General features: G+C 60.4%; 20 protein-coding genes and 1 tRNA gene. 7 read left to right on the top strand and 14 right to left on the bottom strand.

Annotation, left to right across the window (positions count from 1 at the left end; all coding sequences use genetic code 11):
• Nucleotides 1-4 precede the first annotated feature (4 nt).
• Complete coding sequence (locus tag DTW90_RS09345) at nucleotides 5-544, bottom strand: hypothetical protein (RefSeq protein WP_132521320.1); 540 nt, start codon at nucleotides 542-544, stop codon at nucleotides 5-7.
• A gap of 198 nt (nucleotides 545-742) precedes the next feature.
• On the opposite strand from DTW90_RS09345, the gene DTW90_RS09340 reads away from it, so the two are divergent.
• The 3 genes from DTW90_RS09340 (at nucleotide 743) to DTW90_RS09330 (ending at nucleotide 3683) form a co-directional block, all read left to right on the top strand.
• Nucleotides 743-1795, top strand: coding sequence for a type III polyketide synthase (locus DTW90_RS09340; protein WP_149337832.1), 1053 nt, complete (start codon nucleotides 743-745; stop codon nucleotides 1793-1795).
• Nucleotides 1792-2295, top strand: a complete 504-nt coding sequence (locus DTW90_RS09335) for an isoprenylcysteine carboxylmethyltransferase family protein (RefSeq protein WP_149337830.1) — start codon at nucleotides 1792-1794, stop codon at nucleotides 2293-2295. The genes DTW90_RS09340 and DTW90_RS09335 overlap by 4 nt, the downstream gene beginning before the upstream one ends.
• A gap of 140 nt (nucleotides 2296-2435) precedes the next feature.
• Nucleotides 2436-3683, top strand: a complete 1248-nt coding sequence (locus DTW90_RS09330) for an FAD-binding oxidoreductase (RefSeq protein WP_132521314.1) — start codon at nucleotides 2436-2438, stop codon at nucleotides 3681-3683.
• 3 nt (nucleotides 3684-3686) lie between these two features.
• Here the strand turns inward: DTW90_RS09330 and DTW90_RS09325 are convergent, their stop codons facing one another.
• The 7 genes from DTW90_RS09325 to rirA form a co-directional block, all read right to left on the bottom strand.
• On the bottom strand, nucleotides 3687-4214 hold the full coding sequence (locus DTW90_RS09325; RefSeq protein ID WP_149337828.1) for a gluconokinase: 528 nt from the start codon (nucleotides 4212-4214) through the stop codon (nucleotides 3687-3689).
• A gap of 25 nt (nucleotides 4215-4239) precedes the next feature.
• Nucleotides 4240-5193 (bottom strand): peptide ABC transporter ATP-binding protein, encoded by a 954-nt coding sequence (locus DTW90_RS09320; protein ID WP_149337826.1) that lies wholly within the window; start codon nucleotides 5191-5193, stop codon nucleotides 4240-4242.
• On the bottom strand, nucleotides 5190-6206 hold the full coding sequence (locus DTW90_RS09315; RefSeq protein WP_132521308.1) for an ABC transporter ATP-binding protein: 1017 nt from the start codon (nucleotides 6204-6206) through the stop codon (nucleotides 5190-5192). Before DTW90_RS09315 ends, DTW90_RS09320 begins: the two co-directional genes overlap by 4 nt.
• Complete coding sequence (locus DTW90_RS09310) at nucleotides 6207-7100, bottom strand: ABC transporter permease subunit (RefSeq protein WP_149337824.1); 894 nt, start codon at nucleotides 7098-7100, stop codon at nucleotides 6207-6209.
• Between the two features lie 10 nt (nucleotides 7101-7110).
• Nucleotides 7111-8115 (bottom strand): ABC transporter permease subunit, encoded by a 1005-nt coding sequence (locus DTW90_RS09305; protein WP_132521304.1) that lies wholly within the window; start codon nucleotides 8113-8115, stop codon nucleotides 7111-7113.
• 88 nt (nucleotides 8116-8203) lie between these two features.
• A complete protein-coding gene (locus tag DTW90_RS09300) occupies nucleotides 8204-9799 on the bottom strand; it encodes an ABC transporter substrate-binding protein (protein ID WP_132521302.1) in 1596 nt (531 codons plus the stop codon).
• Nucleotides 9800-10128: 329 nt separating this feature from the next.
• Nucleotides 10129-10617: an iron-responsive transcriptional regulator RirA gene (gene rirA / locus DTW90_RS09295; protein WP_132521300.1), complete on the bottom strand. Its 489-nt coding sequence runs from the start codon at nucleotides 10615-10617 to the stop codon at nucleotides 10129-10131.
• Nucleotides 10618-10759: 142 nt separating this feature from the next.
• Here rirA and DTW90_RS09290 point away from each other — a divergent pair, with 142 nt between their 5' ends.
• Nucleotides 10760-11194 carry an NUDIX domain-containing protein gene (locus tag DTW90_RS09290; protein ID WP_188079912.1) on the top strand — a complete coding sequence of 145 codons (435 nt, stop codon included), beginning with the start codon at nucleotides 10760-10762 and terminating at the stop codon, nucleotides 11192-11194.
• A gap of 29 nt (nucleotides 11195-11223) precedes the next feature.
• Here the strand turns inward: DTW90_RS09290 and DTW90_RS09285 are convergent, their stop codons facing one another.
• Nucleotides 11224-11565, bottom strand: a complete 342-nt coding sequence (locus tag DTW90_RS09285) for a VOC family protein (RefSeq protein WP_132521296.1) — start codon at nucleotides 11563-11565, stop codon at nucleotides 11224-11226.
• Between the two features lie 229 nt (nucleotides 11566-11794).
• Nucleotides 11795-13291, bottom strand: a complete 1497-nt coding sequence (locus tag DTW90_RS09280) for a CoA-acylating methylmalonate-semialdehyde dehydrogenase (protein ID WP_149337820.1) — start codon at nucleotides 13289-13291, stop codon at nucleotides 11795-11797.
• A gap of 195 nt (nucleotides 13292-13486) precedes the next feature.
• On the opposite strand from DTW90_RS09280, the gene DTW90_RS09275 reads away from it, so the two are divergent.
• Both DTW90_RS09275 and DTW90_RS09270 read left to right on the top strand, forming a co-directional pair.
• Nucleotides 13487-13801, top strand: coding sequence for a putative quinol monooxygenase (locus DTW90_RS09275; RefSeq protein ID WP_149337818.1), 315 nt, complete (start codon nucleotides 13487-13489; stop codon nucleotides 13799-13801).
• On the top strand, nucleotides 13798-14679 hold the full coding sequence (locus DTW90_RS09270) for a LysR family transcriptional regulator (RefSeq protein ID WP_149337816.1): 882 nt from the start codon (nucleotides 13798-13800) through the stop codon (nucleotides 14677-14679). Before DTW90_RS09275 ends, DTW90_RS09270 begins: the two co-directional genes overlap by 4 nt.
• On the opposite strand, the gene DTW90_RS09265 is transcribed toward DTW90_RS09270, so the two are convergent.
• From DTW90_RS09265 to DTW90_RS09250, 4 genes are all read right to left on the bottom strand, one after another.
• On the bottom strand, nucleotides 14638-14853 hold the full coding sequence (locus tag DTW90_RS09265; RefSeq protein WP_149337814.1) for a hypothetical protein: 216 nt from the start codon (nucleotides 14851-14853) through the stop codon (nucleotides 14638-14640). The two genes, DTW90_RS09270 and DTW90_RS09265, sit on opposite strands and share 42 nt — an antisense overlap.
• A 62-nt stretch (nucleotides 14854-14915) precedes the next feature.
• Complete coding sequence (locus DTW90_RS09260) at nucleotides 14916-15356, bottom strand: DUF4174 domain-containing protein (protein WP_149337812.1); 441 nt, start codon at nucleotides 15354-15356, stop codon at nucleotides 14916-14918.
• Between the two features lie 106 nt (nucleotides 15357-15462).
• Nucleotides 15463-15539, bottom strand: a tRNA-His gene (locus DTW90_RS09255).
• A 129-nt stretch (nucleotides 15540-15668) separates the two neighbouring features.
• A complete protein-coding gene (locus DTW90_RS09250) occupies nucleotides 15669-16118 on the bottom strand; it encodes a phasin (protein ID WP_132521284.1) in 450 nt (149 codons plus the stop codon).
• Between the two features lie 228 nt (nucleotides 16119-16346).
• Between DTW90_RS09250 and DTW90_RS09245 the strand changes: the two genes are divergently transcribed.
• A complete protein-coding gene (locus DTW90_RS09245; RefSeq protein WP_149337811.1) occupies nucleotides 16347-20420 on the top strand; it encodes an ATP-binding protein in 4074 nt (1357 codons plus the stop codon).
• The last annotated feature ends 101 nt before the right edge of the window (nucleotides 20421-20521 follow it).

Genomic DNA, 20521 nt, shown 5'->3' with positions numbered 1-20521 from the left:
CGCATCAGATCTTGGAGGGGTTCTGGATCGCTTCGTTGAGGTCCTGATATTCCTCGCAGCCGGTGCCGCAGAGCGTCTGGATGGTCTTCAGCTGATCCTTGGCGAGATCGATCTGGCCCTTGATGACGTAGGCTTCGCCGAGATATTCGCGGACCTTCGGATATTTCGGGTCCATCGCGACGGACTTGAGGTAGTAGGAAATGCCTTCATCCGTGCGGCCAAGCTTGCGGGTGGCATAGCCGCGATAGTTCAGAGCTTCCGCGGTGTTCGGATCCTTCATCGTGTCGAGGACTTCGAGGGCTTCCTCATAGCGATGATCCTTCTTGGCGAGCGAATATGCATAATCGGCGCGATTTTCATCGGTGATGTTCGCACCCTGCTGCTTCACGCACTTCTTGGCCTTCTTGTCGTAGATTTCGCCTTTCTTGCAGGTCGGCGTGTCGCTGCTGTCATCACCGATCGCAAAGACCGGAACGGAAAGCGCGCCGAGGGTCAGGCAGGCGCCGAGAGCGACAGAAGCAATGCGGATCATGGCAGACGTCATGGAATTTCTCCTTGGCAAATGGAACGTTGCGGCCAGAGAACACGCCATCTTCCGATTTTATTCGGCCGGTCATTCTTTTTTTTCGACGAGTGATCTAACCAGTCGCGATCACATTTTCGTGATCACGGGTTAGTGAATATTACTGCCGGCAAAAGTGTTCCTAGATCGCTGCCGAGGGCCTCCAAGGAGAAACACACATTGATCGATTCCGTAAAGCTACTGAGCCTGGCTGTCGCCGCTCCGGAGCATGTCATCTACCAATCGGACGCGGCCGAAACCGCCGCCAGGCTTTTCTCCAGCCGCTTCAGCGACTTCGGACATCTGGCACGTGTTTTTGGAAATGCGGGTATCTATAAGCGCCACACAGCGCGGCCGCTCTCGTGGTTCGAACAACCGCATGCATGGCATGACCGCATGGAGGCTTACACCGAGGTCGCCGGGCAGCTGTTCGTCGAGGTGACGAACAAGGCCCTTTATCGCGCCGGATTGAAGCCTCAGGATATAGATTGCATCGTCACCGTCTCGTCGACCGGTTTTGCGACGCCGAGCCTGGAAGCACGGTTTGCCGCCGAAATGGGCTTCCGTAGCGATATTGAGCGCGTGCCGATTTTTGGCCTCGGCTGTGCGGCGGGTGTTTCCGGCTTCGGTATCGCGACTCGGATGGCGAAAGGCCGGCCAGGCGCCACGGTTCTCTTTGTTTCCATCGAGCTTTGCTCGCTCGCATTCCGGCTCGATGAACTGACCCGCCCGAACATCATCGCGACGGCGCTCTTCGGCGACGGCGCCGGTGCCTGCATCCTCAGAGCCGGTGAAGGCGGATTGGCGGAAGTGGAATCGACCGGCGAACATCTGTTTCCGAATACGCTCGGTATCATGGGCTGGAAGATCGACGACATCGGCTTCGGCATCATCCTGGAGCAGTCGCTGCCGCCCTTTGCCGAGAAGTATCTCGGAGAGGCGATCGCCGGGATTCTCGCGCGTTCGGATCTCAAAATGGCGGATATCGATCGCTTCATCTGTCATCCCGGCGGCGCCAAGGTGCTGACGGCGATCGAGAGCTCGCTTTCGTTAGAACCGGGGTCGCTGGACCATGAACGCGACGTGCTGAGCGACTATGGCAACATGTCGTCGCCCACGGTTCTTTTCGTACTGGAGCGGGCGATCATCGCCGGCCTGCCAAAGCGTTCCGCGATGATCGCGATGGGCCCGGGCTTTGCGGCAAGCTGCGTCACGTTGAAGGCACTGGCATGATGTGGCCCTCGGTCGCGCTCCTGCTCTTCGTCACGCTGCAGCGGCTTGGCGAACTCCTCTATGCCCGCCGCAATACGCTGGCACTGCTTTCCCGCGGTGCCAGGGAGGTCGCTGCCGAGCATTATCCTTACATGGTGATGCTGCATACCGTCTGGCTCGCCGGATTATGGCTGCTGGCTCCGGATCGGTCGATCGATCTTCTCTGGTTCGCCGTCTTCATGCTCCTGCAACTGCTGCGCATCTGGGTGCTCGTCACCTTGAAGGAGCGCTGGACGACGCGGATCATCGTGCTGCCAAATGCTCCGCTGGTGCGCTCGGGGCCCTACAGGATATTGCGGCATCCCAACTATGCGATCGTCATCGGCGAGATTGCGGCGCTGCCGCTTGCCTTCGGCCTGCCCCTCTACGCCTTGGCTTTCTCAATCCTCAATGGCGTGATCCTCACAGTCCGAATCCGGGCGGAGAACGCGGCGTTGTCGAAGGCGATGCTTCAGGCTTGAAAGAATTTTGTTTACCCCGTTGCGTCGCAGCAATTCGGCAGGCATTTTCATCTCTTCGATTTAGCGCAATTCCGGACGCAAAGCCGCGTTACACTTTTGCTGGAATTGCTGGGGAATGAATGCAGTAGATCGCAGGGTTCATGACAAAAGACGCAATCGTGCTTGGCGCCGGCATTGTCGGCGTGTCGACCGCCATCCATCTCCAGCGGCGCGGACGTCAGGTAATACTCATCGACCGGAAGGCTCCCGGCAAGGAAACCTCCTTCGGTAATGCCGGCCTCATCCAGCGCGAAGGCGTGGTGCCCTACGGCTTTCCGCAGCAGATCGGCATATTGCTGCGCTATGCGCTGAACAATCGCATCGATGCCCACTACCATCTGCGGGCGCTGCCGAGCCAGCTTGCGTTCCTTGCGCGCTACTGGTGGCATTCGAATGCCAAGCGGCACGAGATGATCGCCAGGGCCTATGCGCCGCTGATCGAGAATTCGATCCTGGAGCACAAGGATCTCATCGAGGCCTCGCATGCCGAAGCGTTGATCCGCAAGGATGGCTGGATGAAGGTTTTCCGCACGGCGGCCAGGCGGGACGCGGAGCTTGCTGAAGCTTCGAAGTGGCAAAAGGAATTCGAGGTCTCCTATGAGGCGCTCAGTGCGTCCGATATCGCCCGCATGGAGCCGAACATCACGGAAAGCTTCGTCGGCGGTATCAGATGGACCGATCCATGGTCGGTGCTCGATCCGCATGCGCTGATCGCCGCCTACCGCAGCTATTTCGAAAGCCTCGGCGGACGTTTCGTTACCGGCGATGCCGCCTCACTCGGCCAGTCGGGTTCGGGCTGGAAGGTGATGACGTCGGAAGGCTCCATCGCGGCCGATGATGCGGTCATGGCGCTCGGTCCGTGGGCGGATATCGCGACGCAGCGGCTCGGCTATGCCTTCCCGCTCGGCGTCAAGCGCGGCTACCACATGCATTATTCGACGCAGGGCAATGCCATCCTCAACAACTGGACGCTGGATGCCGAGCGCGGCTATTTCCTGGCGCCGATGAACCAGGGCATTCGGCTGACGACCGGTGCGGAATTCGCATCCCGCGATGCGCCGAAGACGCCGGTCCAGCTCGACCGCGCGGAAGCCGTTGCCCGCACGATATTCCCGATCGGCGAAAGGCTTGATCCGGAACCCTGGATGGGCGCCCGCCCCTGCACTCCTGATATGATGCCGATCATCGGCAAGGCACCGCGACATAACGGATTGTGGTTCGCCTTCGGTCACGCCCATCATGGCCTGACGCTCGGCCCCGTCACCGGCCGTGCGCTGGCCGAACTCATGACCGGCGAGACGCCGTTCATCGACATCTCGGCCTATTCACCGCAGCGTTTCGGAGTCTAAAAGCTATCTAATCGCGGCAAGCTCCTCGACTGCGGCATCGACGATGCCGTGGACCGTGTTGTCTATACCAACGGTGACCACGCCGGGTTCGCCGGTCGGGACTTCGAGCGTGCTCAGCTGGCTTTCCAACAGCGCGGCCGGCATGAAGTGGCCTTTTCGCTCGCCCATGCGCTTCGTCAGCAACTCCTTCGAACCTTCAAGATAGACGAAATAGAGGTGGCCGCCGGCGGCAGCGCGCAGCCGGTCGCGGTAGGACAGCTTCAGGGCGGAGCATGTGACGACGACGCCCTCGCGGCGGGTCGTCCTTGCATGCAGCCTCTCACCGATCAGGTCGAGCCAGGGCATCCGGTCCTCATCGGTCAACGGAATGCCCTTGCTCATCTTCTCGACATTGGCGGCCGGATGCAGGCTGTCGCCCTCGACATAGGAGAGGCCGAGGCGGGTTGCCAGCGCCTGACCTACGGACGATTTTCCGCTGCCGCTGACACCCATGACGATGATCGCGGGCGGCTTCTTCCGTCGGTCCTGCATACCCTTCTCCTTCTATGCCACGTCGTCAGTCGAGCGGGAAATGGCAGGCATACTCATGCTTGCCTTCTCCACCGAGCTCGGGCGTTACGTTACGGCAACGATCCTGAGCTTTCCAGCAACGCGGATTGAAGTGGCAACCGGTAGGCGGGTTTAGCGGCGACGGCAACTCCCCCTGTAGACGGATACGGTTCTTCTCACGTTCGGGATCGGCAATCGGGGTCGCCGACAGCAGCGCCGCCGTGTAAGGATGGCGCGGCTTTGCGAAAACTTCTGCCGCGGGGCCGACTTCCACCGGGCGGCCAAGATACATGACCATGATATCGTCGGCGATGTGATGGACGACGGAAAGGCCATGCGAGATGAAGAGATAGGCAAGGCCCATCTCCTTCTGCAAATCCATCAAGAGGTTCAGCACCTGCGCCTGGATCGACAGGTCGAGCGCGGACACCGGCTCGTCGAGAACCAGCACCTTCGGCCGCAGCATCAAAGCACGGGCGATCGCAATGCGCTGGCGCTGGCCGCCGGAGAACATGTGCGGATAGCGGTCGTAATGCTCGGGCCTGAGACCGACGCGCGCCATCATTTCCTCGGCCTTGCGGCGGCGCTCTCGAGCATCGAGATCGGTGTTGATTTTCAACGGCTCCTCGAGGATAGAGCCAACCTTCTGGCGCGGATTGAGCGAGCCGTAAGGGTTCTGGAACACGATCTGCACCTGGCTGCGCAGGCTGCGGTCACCGACATGCGCAGGCTTGCCGTCGATCAGCAATTCGCCTGCAGTCGGATCCTCGATCATGGTGACGAGGCGGGCGAGCGTCGACTTACCGCAACCGGATTCGCCGACGACGGCCAGCGTCTTTCCAGACTGAAGGCTGAAGCTGACGCCGTTCAGCGCCTTAACCGTGGCCTCCGGCTTGAACATGCCGCGGCGGACTGTGTAGTAGCGGGCGAGATCGCGCCCTTCGAGAACAGCACCCGTCATGCGAGGCCTCCTGCGGATTCGGTCGCGACAAGGCCGGGATGGCCGACCGGCTTGCCGCCTTCAAGTGGATAGTTGCAAAGCGTCCGGCCGAGTTCCGGCCCCTGGCGCTTGACGCCGCGATCGCATTCGGGCGTCGCGAAGGAGCAGCGCGGTGCGAAGAGACAGCCGGTTGGGCGGTCATGCTGCCCGGGAACGACGCCTGCGATCGACGGCAGGCGCTGGCCGACCTCGGCACGCTCCGGCAGGGCCGAAAGCAGGGCCGCCGTATAGGGGTGATGCGGGTTGCGGAACAGGTCCTTGACCGGCTGCTCCTCGACCTTCTGGCCGGCATACTGCACTTGGACGCGCTCGGCGGTCTCCGCGACGACACCCATGTCATGGGTGATGAGGACAAGGGCCATGCCCTGTTCCTGCTGCAGGCGCACCAGGAGGTCGAGGATCTGCGCCTGGATTGTCACGTCGAGGGCCGTCGTCGGCTCGTCGGCGATCAGAAGCTTGGGATTGCAGGCGAGCGCCATGGCGATCATCACGCGCTGGCTCATGCCGCCCGACATCTGGTGCGGGAAGTTCGACAGGCGATCTTCCGGTGCCGGGATGCCGACGAGGTTCAGAAGCTCGATCGAGCGATCACGGCGCTCCTTGCGGCCCATGCCCATGTGCACGCGCAGGGTCTCGCCGAGCTGGAAGCCGACCGTGAAGCATGGATTGAGGCTCGACATCGGCTCCTGGAAGATCATCGCCATGTCCTTGCCGATGATCTTGCGGCGCTGGCGGCCGGAAATGCCACGCAGGTCCTGGCCATCGAACGACATGCGGTCCGCAGTGATCTTAGCCGTCCAGGGCAGAAGGCCCATCATGGCGAGCATGGAGACGGACTTGCCCGAGCCGGATTCGCCGACGATGGAGAGGATTTCACCCTTGTCGCAGGTGAGCGAGACACCATCGACGGCACGGAACAGGCCGGACGCAGTCTGGAATTCGACGGTGAGATTTTCAATATTGAGAAGCGGCATTTAAGACCTCTTCAGCTTCGGGTCGAGCGCATCGCGCAGGCCGTCGCCCATCAGATTGATGGCGAGAACCGTGATCAGGATGCAGAGACCGGGGAAAGTGACGAGCCATGGGTTGCTCTGGAGGAATTCACGCGAATCCGCCAGCATCGTGCCCCATTCCGGCGTCGGCGGCTGGGCGCCCTGGCCAAGGAAACCGAGGGCGGCGGCGTCGAGGATCGCCGCAGAGAAGGACAGCGTCGCCTGGACGATCAGCGGCCCGAGACAGTTCGGCAGGATCGTCTTGAACATTAGCCGCAAAGGACCGGCACCGGAAACGCGAGAGGCGACGACATATTCCTTCTCGCGTTCGGACATGACGGATGCGCGGGTCAGGCGCACGAAATGCGGCTGGTTGACGATCGAGATCGCAATCATCGCATTCGTCAGGCCCGGACCGAGGATCGCGACCAGCACCAGCGCCAGCAGCAGCGACGGAACGGCGAGAATGATGTCCATCAGGCGCATGATGATCGTATCGGTGCGGCCGCGGACATAACCCGCGATGAGACCGATCAGCACGCCTGCCAAAGCCGACAGCGAGGCGACGACGAGGCCGATGAACAGCGAGAAACGCGTGCCGTAGATCAGGCGCGACAGGAGGTCGCGACCGTTCGCATCAGTGCCGAGCAGGAAGGAATCGTTGCCCCCGGCCGCCCAGGCGGGTGGGAGACGCTGCAATTCACTGCCATAGGGCAGGTTCGGATCATGCGGAGCAACGACGCCGGCGAAAACAGCCAACAGGAAGACAAACAGGAAGATCGCCAACCCGATGACGGCGCCCTTGTTACGCGAGAAATAATACCAGAACTCCGCCGCTGCGGAGGGTCGATCAGATTTGGCGCTTGCCACACTCATGAGCCGCTCCTTAGTGACGAATACGTGGATTGATGAAGCCGTAGAGCAAGTCCACGATCAAATTGACCAGCATAACGATGCCAGCGATCAGGAGGAGCCCGCCCTGGACGACCGGGTAGTCGCGCTTGAAGACAGCGTCGATCATCCATTTTCCGACGCCCGGCCAAGAGAAGATACTCTCAGTCAGGATGGCGCCGCCGAGGAGCACGCCGACCTGCAAGCCAATCGTCGTTACGACCGGGATCATGGCGTTGCGCAACGCATGGACGCTAATGACGCGCGTTGGAGTCAGGCCCTTGGATCGGGCGGTGCGCACATAATCCTCGCCAAGGATTTCCAGCATGGCCGAGCGCGTCTGGCGCGCGATGACCGCAAGTGGAATGGTACCAAGCACGACGGTCGGCAGGATCAGCGAATTCAAAGCCGAGGCAAAAGCGCCCTTCTGCCCGGACAGGAGACTGTCGATGAGCATGAAACCTGTAACGGGCTTGAAGAAATACATCAGCGAAATGCGGCCCGACACCGGCGTCCAGTGCAGCCAACCGTTGAAGACGATGATGAGGAGCAGGCCCCACCAGAAAATCGGCATGGAATAGCCGACCAGCGCCACGCCCATGATGCCCTGGTCGAACCAGGTGCCGCGCTTGACGGCGGCAATGACACCGGCTGGAATGCCAAGACAGATCGCCAGGATGATAGCGCAGAGCGACAGCTCAAGCGTGGCCGGAAAGAAGGTCAGGAATTCGGTCAGAACCGGCTTTTTCGTGAAGAGCGACAGGCCGAGGTTGCCGTGCACGATGTCGTTCAAATAGCCGAGATATTGCATCACGATGGGGCGGTCGTAACCGAGATCGTGCATGATCTGCGCATGACGCTCCGGCGCCATCACGCGCTCGCCGGACATCAGCATGACCGGATCGCCGGGCAGCAGGCGAATGAAGGAAAAGGCGATGATCGATACACCGAGGAATGTCGGGATCAGGACCGCAAGACGGCCCAGAAGAAATCGCAACATGGTAGTTGTCCAATATTTTTCCGGCGGTCAGGACTGATCCTGACCGCCGGCTAGCCCGGCTTCACCGGGCATTCTTACATAATGTTGCTTATTCGGCGATATCGACGCCGTCGAAGCGGTGAACACCGACCGGATCCTGTACAAAGCCGGAGACCTTGGCGCTCATCGGAACGAACTCGGTCGAATGGTCGAGCGTTGCCCAGGGAGCTTCCTTCTTGAAGACTTCCTGCGCCTGTTCGTAGAGCTTGGTGCGCTCCGCAATGTCAGCCGTCTGCTTCGCCTTCTTCGTCAGGGCGTCGAAGTCCTTGTTGCACCACTGAGCGCGGTTGTTGCCGCCGACGGCATCGCAGCCGAGCAAGGTGTCAAGGAAGTTGTCCGGGTCGCCGTTATCGCCGGTCCAGCCGAGGATTGCCGCACCGTCGCGGTCCTTGGCGGAGGAGAGCTTCAGGTACTGAGCCCAGTCATAAGTCACGATCTCAACCTTGACGCCGATCTTGGCAAGGTCTGCCTGCATCAGTTCAGCAGCGCGACGAGCGTTCAGCATGTAGGGACGCGAAACCGGCATCGCCCAGATCTTCATGCTGAGATCCTTGACGCCAGCATCGGCCAGCATCTTCTTGGCTGCATCCGGATCGTACTTATCGTCCTTGATGTTCTTGTTGTAGGACCACATGGTCGGCGGGATCGGGTTGGTTGCAACCTGTGCGGAGCCCTGGAAGACGGCATCGACGATCGCCTGCTTGTTAATCGCCATGTTGAGCGCCTTGCGCACTTCCGGCTTGTCGAACGGAGCAACCAGCGTGTTGTAGGCGAGGTAGGCGACGTTCAGGCCTGGCTGCTCCAGAACCTTGAGGCTCTTGTCGGCCTTGAGGTCCTTGATGTCGGCAGCGTTCGGGTAAGGCATGATCTGGCATTCGCCCGACTTCAGCTTCTGAGCGCGGACGGATGCATCCTTGGTGATCGCGAAGACGAGATCGTCGATCTTTTCCTTACCCTTGAAGTAGGTTTCGTTGGCCTTGTAGCGGATGACGGCATCCGGCTGGTAGGCAACGAAGGTGAAGGGGCCGGTGCCGAGCGGCTGCTGGTTCAGCTGCTCCATCTTGCCGTCGGCCTGAAGCTTGTCGGCATATTCCTTCGACATGATTGAGGCGAAGTCCATGGCGAGGTCGGCGATGAACGGCGCTTCAGGGTGGTTGAGGGTGAACTTGACGGTCAGATCGTCAACCTTTTCAACCGACTTGATGAGCGTCGGGAAACCCATGCCGGCGGCATATTCGTAGGATACGCCAGAGATGTACTTTGCCCACGGGCTGTCTGCCTTAAGCTGGCGCTCAAAGGAAAAGACAACATCGTCGGCATTGAGATCGCGCGTCGGCGTAAAGAAATCGGTAGTCTGGAACTTCACACCCTTGCGGAGCTTGAAGGTGTATTCCTTGCCATCGTCGGAAACCTTCCAGCTCTCGGCAAGGCCAGGCTCGACTTCGGTGCTGCCATGCTTGAATTCGACGAGGCGGCTATAGACGGTGCGCGAAGACGCATCAAACGTCGTGCCTGCGGTGTAGATGCCGGGATCGAAACCTTCCGGAGAATCCTCAGAGCAATAGACGAGCGTTTTGGACCAGGCGGACGTCGCCATGACCGAAGCCAAGACGGTCGCTGCCATCAGGACAGAGAACTTTTTCATTGTATCGTTTCCCAGGTTGTTCTTCTTCTGAAGTCGAGGATCCAGGCACCCCTGCCCCGATCGACGGCAGATGGAACGATATTTGAAGTGTGAAAGCAACACGCCGTTTCGAAAATTTTTCCGGTTGGTCCAGTTTGGAAATTTTCAATCAAAAATCGTCTTGGATAGGAAATAATCGGATTAAAAAATGAGCAAAATCGACGGATTCGGAACAATTCTGTCATATTTCCGACGCCTTATGAAGTGAATGCGACGCACCCCCGTAGTCCGCGTAAAAAAAAGGCGGCCGTGGATACGACCGCCTTCTCGTTGAATTGAAACTTTGAACTTCACGCTGCCGGTGCAGCGATGACAGCCTTCTTGGCTACAACCTTGTGGTCGAGATCGGTAAGGCCAAGTAGGAAATTGATCTGCGGGCGCGCCTTAACGAGATCATCGATCGAGTACTCGGTCAGCACATCGAAGAAAGCGTTCAGCGCCTTGCGCAATGCCGAATTCAGGCCGCAGCTATCGACCAGCGGGCATTCGACGGCGCCATCCTCGAAACATTCCGCCATGGCGAAGCTGTCCTCGGTCACACGCACGACATCGAAAAGGCTGATCTTCTCCGCCGACTTGGCAAGACGCACGCCACCATTGCGGCCGCGCACGGTTTCAACGAGACCGGCCTTGGTCAACGGCTGGAGAATCTTGAAGAGGAACAGTTCGGAGACGCCGTAAGCTCTTGCGATTTCCGGAATACGGCTCAGATGACCGTCATTGGCCGCACAATACATCAGCATGCGCACCGCATAGTTGGTCTGCTTCGTCAAACGCATGCCGATCTCCTGAATCACAGCCTTCTGGATGGTATATAGTGCCTTTCGTAGTTTTGAACAATTCCAAAAGATGAAATTCATAGTCACGTTAACAGGACCGTGATACCCGATGCGTTCTGCAATCGGGGACGGAGAACAGGCCATGGAACAAGCGATCCGCGCAATTGCGCTCGCCTGCATCATCCACCCGTCGACGAAACGGCTGCTGGTCTTCGAAGGGCGAGACCGGACACGGGACCTCACCTATAACCGGCCGTTCGGCGGTGGCATCGCATTTGGTGAAACTGCGGAAATGGCGGTCCGGCGAGAAGTCATGGAAGAGATCGGCGTCGAGATCGTTCCGCAACGATTGCTGACGGCCATGCAATCAATCTTCGTTTCCGAAAACAGGCACCGGCATGAGATAGCCCTGCTCGTAGAATGCCGCTTCGCTGAAAACAGCCTTTACGCCCACGATATCTTTCCCGACCTCGAGGGCAATGGCGAATTTGGATTCTGGCGATCTGCGGAAAGCCAAACTACTCTATTTCCCGACGAGCTGCCGCAAGTCCTGGCATCGTTCCATCTGCTTGGATGACGCCAAGGCAGCCGGCACGCGGACGAGCGTCAAGCCGAAACCCAGACCGCCATCTCCATTCCGCCGGGTTCGCGGAAATGAAAGCGGCGGCCGCCGGGGAAGTTGAAGGGCGCGCGGGTGACGACGCCGCCTGCCAGCTCGACCGTGCGCAGGGCCGCTTCCAGATCGGTGGTACGCACGACAGGCAAGGGTGCGGCTGTGGCTTCCGCAGCATCGCCCTGGATGCCGGCGTCTATGCCAGCCGCCTCGATGGCATGATAGGTCGGCCCGTAGCTGACGAAGCTCCATTCGAAGGCTTCCTCGAAGAAGCGCCGGGTCTTCAGCCCATCCGATGACGGAAATTCGAGATAGTCGATCTGGTACGTGACCATGGAGCTCTCCATCGCTGCGCTGTATTCCGTGAAATTGCGCAGTAAGGTGTTGGTTCCGTTCACGGGCTCGACCAAGCGATTGCTTCAGCAGGCCCGAATTTAGTTCATGTTTTGTTCTAAATCATCCCCGCTGATGCGGCAAGAGAAAATCGGACTTGGTTGCAGAAACAAAACTGCCGCCAATCCACGAGGGAAATGGCGGCAGGAAAATCCGGGCTGAACCCGGACCTTACTTCATGGTCGGCATGACGAATTCAGCGCCGTCCTTGATGCCTGACGGCCAGCGGGCGGTGATCGTCTTGGTCCTGGTCCAGAACTTGATCGAGTCGGTACCGTGCTGGTTCAGGTCGCCGAAGCTCGATGCCTTCCAGCCGCCGAAAGAGTGGTAGGCCAGCGGAACCGGGATCGGGACGTTGACGCCGATCATGCCGATGTTGATGCGCGAGGCGAAGTCGCGGGCTGCATCGCCATCGCGGGTGTAGATCGCAACGCCATTGCCGTATTCATGCTTCATCGGCAGGTCGAGGGCTTCTTCATAGTTCTTGGCGCGAACGACCGAGAGGACAGGCCCGAAGATTTCGGTCTTGTAGATATCCATGTCGGGCGTAACGTGGTCGAACAGGGTGCCGCCGACGAAATAGCCGTCCTCGTAACCCTGGAGCTTGAAGCCGCGGCCGTCGACGACGAGCTTGGCGCCCTGCTCAACGCCACGATCGATCAGGCCGTTGACCCTGTTATAAGCGTCCTTAGTGACCAGCGGTCCCATGTCGGCCTTTTCGTCCGTATAGGGGCCGATGCGGAGCGATTCGATCTTCGGCGTCAGCTTTTCGACCAGACGATCGGCGGTTTCCTCGCCGACCGGAACGGCAACCGAGATCGCCATGCAGCGTTCGCCGGCAGAGCCATAGCCGGCGCCCATCAGCGCATTGACGGCCTGGTCCATGTCGGCGTCGGGCATGATGATCATGTGGTTCTTTGCGCCGCCGAAGCACTGGGCGCGCTTGCCGTTCATGGCGGCGGTGCCATAGACATAGCGGGCGATCGGCGTCGAGCCGACGAAGGTGACGGCGCCGATATCCGGATCGGTCAGGATCGCATCGACGGATGCCTTGTCGCCGTTGACGACGTTGAGGATGCCTTCAGGCAGGCCGGCCTCGATCATCAGCTCGGCCAAGCGGATCGGCACGGAAGGATCGCGCTCGGAAGGCTTGAGGATGAAGGCATTGCCGCAGGCGATCGCCGGCGCAAACATCCACATCGGGATCATGGCCGGGAAATTGAACGGGGTGATGCCGGCGCCGATGCCGACGGGCTGGCGGATCGAATACATGTCGATCGCCGGACCTGCGCCCTCGGTGAACTCGCCCTTCTGCAGATGCGGGATGCCGCAGACAAATTCGCAGACTTCGAGGCCGCGGATGAGGTCACCCTTGGAATCCTCGACGGTCTTGCCATGCTCGCTGGAGAGCAAAGTGGCCAACTCATCCATATGCTGGTTCAGCAATTCGACGAACTTGAAGAAGACGCGGGCGCGGCGCTGCGGGTTGGTTGCTGCCCATTTCGGCTGCGCCGCCTTGGCGTTTTCGACCGCTGCGCGGATCTCTTCAACGCCCGCAAGCGCGACAGTCGCCTGCACTTCGCCCGTTGCGGGATTGTAGACGTTGCTGACGCGTCCGCTCTTGCCGGCGACCTGTTTGCCGCCGATGAAATGGCCGATCTCACGCATGGATGTTCTCCTCCTGATTATTGGATGGTCAACAATTGCACTTCAATTTGCACAAATCAATGCGCTGATATAAGCAACCGTTGTGCAGAAATTGCAGTTCCATCGCACCGGCTGTCTCTTCAGCCGTTATGCGAGACTTGGCGCAGCAAAGCGGCGGGACAAGGTGTCGGAGGCGGACAAAGGGATCTGAGAGCGATGAGCGAAAAGCATATTGTCAGAATGGCGGAGCTGGAAATCGATCCGGCGCGGCTCGATGCCTATCGCGCGTTGCTGGCCGAGGAAATCGAGGCGTCGATCCGGCTCGAAGAGGGCGTCCTTTCGCTGAACGCGGTCACCATCAAGGACAAGCCGCACCAGATCCGTATCCTCGAAGTCTATGCCAGCCAGGAGGCTTACGAGGCGCATCTGAAGACGCCACATTTCTTGAAATACAAGCAGCAGACCGCCGATATGGTGGTATCGCTGATGCTGATCGACGTCGAGCCGATCATTATGCGCGGCAAGCCATGAATTGGGACGACGTTCGCATCTTCCTCGCCGTTGCCCGGACAGGGCAGCTTCTGGCCGCTTCCAAGCGGCTGGGCCTGAACCATGCCACGCTTTCGCGACGGCTGACCTCGTTGGAGGAGGCGCTGAAGACCCGGCTCTTCATCCGGCGCACCAATGGCTGTGAACTGACCGAGGAAGGGGGAAGCTTTCTCGTCTCGGCGGAACGCATGGAAACCGAAATGCTTGCGGCCCAAACCAAACTGGGCCGGACCGACACTGCAATCGCCGGCACGGTCCGCATCGGAGCGCCCGACGGCTTCGGCGTCTCCTTTCTTGCGCCGCGAATGGGGAGGCTGATCGAGCGCCATCCGGAACTGCGCATCCAGCTGGTGCCGGTCCCCCGCTCCTTCTCGCTGTCGCAGCGCGAGGCCGATATCGCCATCACGCTGGAGCGACCAGAGAAGGGCCGGCTTATTTCCTCGAAGCTCACCGACTATACGCTCGGACTCTATGCGTCGCGGAGCTATCTCGACAGAGCGAGCGCGCCTGAAACCGTGGACGCGCTGAAGGCGCATCCGCGCATCGGCTATGTCGAAGACCTGATCTTTACCGCCTCGCTGGATTTCACCGGCGAAGTGATGCGCAGCTGGGATGCCGCCTTCGAGATATCGACGGCGATCGGCCAGACGGAAGCCGTCCGTTCCGGCGCCGGCATCGGCATCCTGCACGACTACATCGCCCGGCAATATCCGGAACTCGTCCGCATTCTGCCCGACATTTCAATCCGCCGCGCCTATTGGACGACCTATCACGAAAGCGCCCGCGACCTCGTGCGCGTGCGCACCGTCGTCGATTTCCTACAGGAGCTGGTGGGTGGGGAGCGGCAGATATTCCTGTAGGCGGAAGTTGCCTCCGATCGCATGCTTCGGCGGTTCGTCATTCTCGTCAGGATTGGGCAAGGGCACTTCGTCCGGAAGCGTATCGGGCTCCGGCTCCTTGATCGGCGGCGTCGGCTTCCAGCCGGGTCCCGGCATTGGCGGCTGATCGGGGATAGGTTCGGTCGGTACGGACATGACCAAACTCCTTTCTCTGTCTCGCGTCTTGGCTGGGCTTTCGTCTCAGCAGCGGATGGCCGCTATTGCTGCGTCTGCGGGCCGGGTTCGGCAGCGCGAACGGGCATGCTGTCGATGATGGCGAAGAGTTCGTCTGCGACAACAGGCTCGGCCGCCCTGAGTTTCACCGTGCCGTCCTTGCCGATCAGCACCATGGCAAATTCGCCATCCTCCGGCCTGTCGAGATCCCTGCGGATCGCTTGACCGTCAATATCCTGACCGGACCCAAAGAGAAACGAAACGGCGTCGCCACGCAGGCGCAGAATGATCATGTCCCGCTCTTCGAGGTCGTTTCTCTGAGCCAGAAGCAGGTTTTCCTGACGGGCAGCGCGCGCATTGTTCTCATCGGAAAAGACAATGAGAACCCGGTTCTTCCACTGGAACTGATCAAGGCTTGCAACAGGCGCATAGGCTCCGCTCGTCTCGTCCACTTTGGTCGCGCCGTAAAGAAGGGATTTCGTCATGCTCGCATCTCCGCTTGTTTAGGGAGAACGGAGGCCAACCATGATGGGTTCCATGGAACATGATGGGTGATGGGAATCACCGGGGAGAATAAGGATTTTAGTGGAATGGTACGGTTGGGGGGTCTCGAACCTCCGACCTCAGGTGCCACAAACCTGCGCTCTAACCAACTGAGCTACAACCGCACAAATCGTCGCCTTGGCGCGACGGGGTCCCAATACGAGGACTTCGAAATTATTTCAAGTCCTATCTGGCATAATATAGAAAAAGGCCGGACATGAAGTCCAGCCTTTTGCCTTGGGAGGCTATTTAATTCAGGCAGCCTTGAAGGAGGACATGGCCTTTTCAGCGGCGGTCTTGGCCGGCTTTGCAACGGTCTCGACAACCTTCTTGGAGGCTTCCTGCATGGCCTTGGCCTGCTCGACGGTCACTTCAGCCTGCTTGCGGATGAAGGAGGTCTGGAGCTCGACGAATTCGGCAACCGACTTGACGCCAAGCAGCGCTTCCATGTGCGCGAAGGAGTTTTCAGCATTGGTGCGCAGGGCGTCGATCGCCTTGAGACCGAGTTCGACGGTGCCGGCCTGTGCGCTCTGCATCGTAGCCTCGACGGTCTTGCTTGCATCTTCTGCAGCGACCTTCATCTTGGCAAAGGCTTCCTTGGACTGGAAAGCGCCCTTTTCAGCGAAATCGCGCAGGGTTTCCTGGAACTTCGAAGGGTCGAAGGAGGAGATTGAAAAAACGTCATCTTTCTTTACGGTAGCCATGCGTAAGCGCTCCTGTTGGCGGGCCCTCTCCAGAGGCACCCGATGATGAATTCGATAAACGTCATATAATGCAGCTCGTTGTGCATTGCAACATTTTTTGTGCGACGCACAACGCGTTAACCTTTCCGTCCGAAAGCCGGGCGCCTCGCTGGACCTCAAACGGGGGCGCCGTTATTAATGAAACGTTAATTGAAGGAAGGCCTTGAAGCCCGAGCAGCAGGTTGGAAAATGCCCGCAATCCAGTATCCGTTCATCGATATCGCCGTCCATCCGCGCGTGCGGGAGCGCTTTGCACGCGGCGAGGCGATGGTCCTGTTCTCGACCGGATTGGACCGGGTGCTCTGGGCCAATGGCGCGGGCGCCGGTCTGTTCGGCTATTCCGCCATCTATGATTTTCTCGAGCAGGGTGCGCGGCCAGGCGACGTCTCTTTCCGGCAGATCGCTGCGACGGCGCATCAGCTGGCATCGGTCGGCGACAGCCGCAATTTCCTGATCCGCATGGCGTCGGGCTTCCGGCGCACCGTGGTCAACGCCGCGGTCGAAATGATCCGCGTTCAGTCCGGCGAGGATGCAGTTCTCTTTTCCGCGCCGGTCTCGACCCAGCCGCTTTCGGCGGCCGAGAGCGCGCGGCGCATGCTCGACGGTTTTGACGATGCCGATACGCATATGGCCGTGATCGGCCGCGAGGGCGACGTCATCGCCGCATCCAGCCATTTCAAGGCGCTCGACATCACGCCGCAGACGGCGCGCATGCTGATCAACATGGCCGGCGCCCAGCCAGACCGGCTGATCAAACGGCCTATCCCGACCGGCCAGGGCTACCTGCCGGCAGCGCTTGGCAAGCTTTCCGAAATTCCGGCGCTGAACCTGCTCTTCGTCGTCGAAACCGTCATTGGCCACCTCGATCCGGTTGAGAACTTCGAGCCGGAAGAAGAGGCAGGCGCGCCGCAAGCTGTTACCGCTGCCGCAGCCGTTGAATCTGCAACAGCCCTGGAGGATGCGACTGAAGAAACAATGCCGGTCGTCGAGCAGCGGGTCCCAGCGCTGGAGACGGTGCCGCATCCAGCCGAGCGAGCGGCAGATGGCCAATTCGCCGATGTCCTCGACGCCGTCGCCGACATCGAGGATGTCGAGGAGACTGCGGACGATGTAGCGCTGGACGCCGAGGCGCCGGATGAATCCGATGCAAGCCTCGAGGATGTCGACGCGCTCGCCGTGGTCGATGGCGCGACGGTGGAGGATATCGAGGCTGCCGGCCGGTATGAGGTGACTGACGTATCTGGCGAGACCGAAGAGCCCAAGCTCGAGCAGACGCAAACGGCCTTCGACGAAACCAATGCTCGCGCCGAAACGCATGATGAGGCATTGCCAGAAGCTGAGCCCGCCGCGCCCGCCGTCGATACGGCTTCGGTAAGCGAACAGCTCTTCGAGCAGAGCGAGCCGGCTGAAGAGACCACGCGACCCGAGGAAAGCCATGTCGCCGAGACCGCACATGCCGCATCTCCGGTAGAGCCCGTCGTTGAGCATGCGGCAATCGAAGCCGCTGCCAATGAGCCCAAGCAGCAGGAAATAACGGCAGCACCGGATGGACCGCAGGCCTTTGCCTACAAGCCGAATGGTCGCGCCACCCGTTTCGTCTGGAAGATCGATGCCGAGGGACGTTTCAGCGAAGTCTCCCATGAATTTGCCGATGCCGTAGGCCCGCATGCCACCAATGTAACCGGCGTCGCCTTCACGGATATCGCAGCGCTCTTCAATCTCGACCCGGACGGAAAGATCGCCGAGTTGCTGGCGCGGCGCGATACGTGGTCCGGCCGCACGATCTACTGGCCGATCGAAGGGACGAGCCTGATGGTGCCCGTCGATCTGGCCGCCCTGCCGACCTATACGCGCAGCCGCGAATTCGACGGCTTCCGGGGTTTTGGCGTGGTCCGCCTTTCCGACGCGATCGAGGATCCGTCGAAGCTTGGCCTGACGCTGGCCCCGGCCTCCGATGAAGCGAAGCAAGCCGAGGAAATGCCGTCGGACGCTGAAGTGCCGTCCGAGAATGAGGCCGTGTCGGTCCCAAGCGCAATTGAGCCGGAGACGGATGGGTCTCATGAAGCAGTGGAGCATGTCGCTGGCCACGGAATTGATGTGGCGCAAAGCGAAGCCGAGTCTGAGTCCGAGTCCGAGCAGATAGAGACGCATCAGGATGAGGAAATAGCGGACCACGCTGCCGCCGAGGAGCTTGAGACCGACAATCCCGAGCTTGAATTCCCACCGTTGTCGGAACCCCCTGCGCTGAAGATCTCCGATTCGCCGAACAGGCGTCTTTCGGACAAGATCGTACGGCTGCATGAGCACCGCCTGAATATCCGCGATGGTCTGTCCGCAAGCGAACAGGCCGCTTTCAACGAGATCGCACGCCAGCTTCAGCCATTCGGCCAGCGCAGCGAGCCGCCGATCGAGCAGGCGACGGAGGCGGCGGAAGCCGAACCCGCAGCGAATATCGCTGATGAGGCCCTTGCTGGTGATGCCGGAAGGCAGAACATCCCGGCAGACCAAGAGGCACAAACGGAAGCTCCCCGCAAGAGCGAGAGCATGGCTGAGGCTGAGACTGCAGCCGAACAGGAGCAATCGGTTGCCGCGCCGGAATCCGTGGCCGTGGCCGTCGAAAGCGACAATGACAATCAGGAACTGGTTGCAGGCGAAGAGGGTGAAGAGCGTCCGCCGCTGGCTGCCAGCGAACCGGAAGAGGATTTCAATCCGCTCGACGTGCTAAGCACGGCTATTCCGCCGCGCGTGAAGATGACGAGCGGACTTTCCGCCGACACTGTCGACCAGATGCCGGTGGCGCTTCTGGTCCATGCCGGCGACAAGCTGATGCACGCCAACCCCGAACTGTTGCGCCTGACGGGCTACGAATCGCTTGCCGATATCGAACGCGTGGGCGGTCTTGATGCGCTGCTGCAGCGCCATGACCTCGAGGGCAAGACCGAGCGGCCGGGCACGATGATGGTGGTGCGTGCCGACGATGCTCTGATCCCGGTCACCGCGCGGCTGCAGTCGATCCGCTGGGAAGACGGCAGCGCCCTGATGCTGGCGCTGATGCCTGTTGAAAAGGACGAGGCCCGCGACGAACAGCACGCAGATATCAGGGAAGAGGCCCGCCCCGAACGCATGCTGGAAAAGGTCGCCAAGCTGCAGGTCGAGGTCGAGGAACTTCAATCGATCCTGGAAACGGCAACCGACGGCGTGGTCATCATCGGGCCGGAAGGCGAGATGCGTTCGATGAACCGCTCGGCAAGCGCGCTGTTCAATTATGACGACCAGGAAACGCGCGGAAAGCCCTTCGTCATGCTGTTTGCGCATGAGAGCCAGAAGGCGGTGCTGGACTATCTGAGCGGGCTTTCCGGCCATGGCGTCGCGAGCGTGCTGAACGACGGCCGCGAGGTCATCGGCCGCGAGGCGTCGGGCGGCTTCGTGCCGCTGTTCATGACCATGGGCCGGCTCACCTCGTCGAACGGCTACTGCGCCGTCATCCGCGACATCACGCAATGGAAGCGCACGGAAGAAGAACTCCGCAACGCCAAGCGCGCCGCCGAGACCGCCAATGCCCACAAGAGCGATTTCCTCGCGCGCGTCAGCCACGAGATTCGCACGCCGCTCAACGCGATCATCGGCTTCTCCGACATGATGGCCGGCGAGCGCTTCGGCCCGATCGGTCATTCGCGCTATATCGAATATGCCAATGACATCGGCCGTTCCGGCCGGCATGTGCTCGATATCGTCAACGACCTGCTCGACATTTCCAAGATCGAGGCTGGCGAGATGGACCTCGAATTCGGCGCCGTCGGCCTCAACGAGGCGATCTCGGAGGCCGTCTCGCTGGTGCAGCCGCAGGCCAACAGCCAGAGGGTCATCATCCGCACCGCGCTGTCGCAATCGGTGCCGAACGTGGTCGCAGACCTGCGCTCGATCAAGCAGATCGCCCTCAACATCCTGTCGAACGCGATCCGGTTCACGCCTTCAGGCGGCCAGATCGTCGTCTCCACCTCATACGAGCCGTCAGGCACCGTCGTCATGCGCATTCGCGACACCGGCGTCGGCATGACCCGAACGGAGCTGGAGCAGGCGATGAAGCCCTTCCGGCAGGTCTCGACCAATTCCCGCCAGCGCGGCGACGGCACCGGCCTCGGCCTGCCTCTCACCAAGGCCATGGTCGACGCCAACCGCGCGATCTTCTCGATCAACTCCGCGCCGAACGAAGGCACGCTGGTGGAAATCACCTTCCCCTCGCCGCGAGTTCTGGCGAATTAGGTTTTGTCTTGCACCCAACGAAAAAAAGGCAGCCAGAGGCTGCCTTTGAGAGTGGATGCTGTTCAACGAGAGCTCGAGTCGATCAACGTCATGTTTCGGGA

This window comes from Neorhizobium sp. P12A (assembly GCF_008365395.1).
Classification (GTDB): domain Bacteria; phylum Pseudomonadota; class Alphaproteobacteria; order Rhizobiales; family Rhizobiaceae; genus Rhizobium.
Note: the sequence above shows the minus strand (reverse complement) of the source record. Positions and strands in the feature narration are given on the sequence as shown.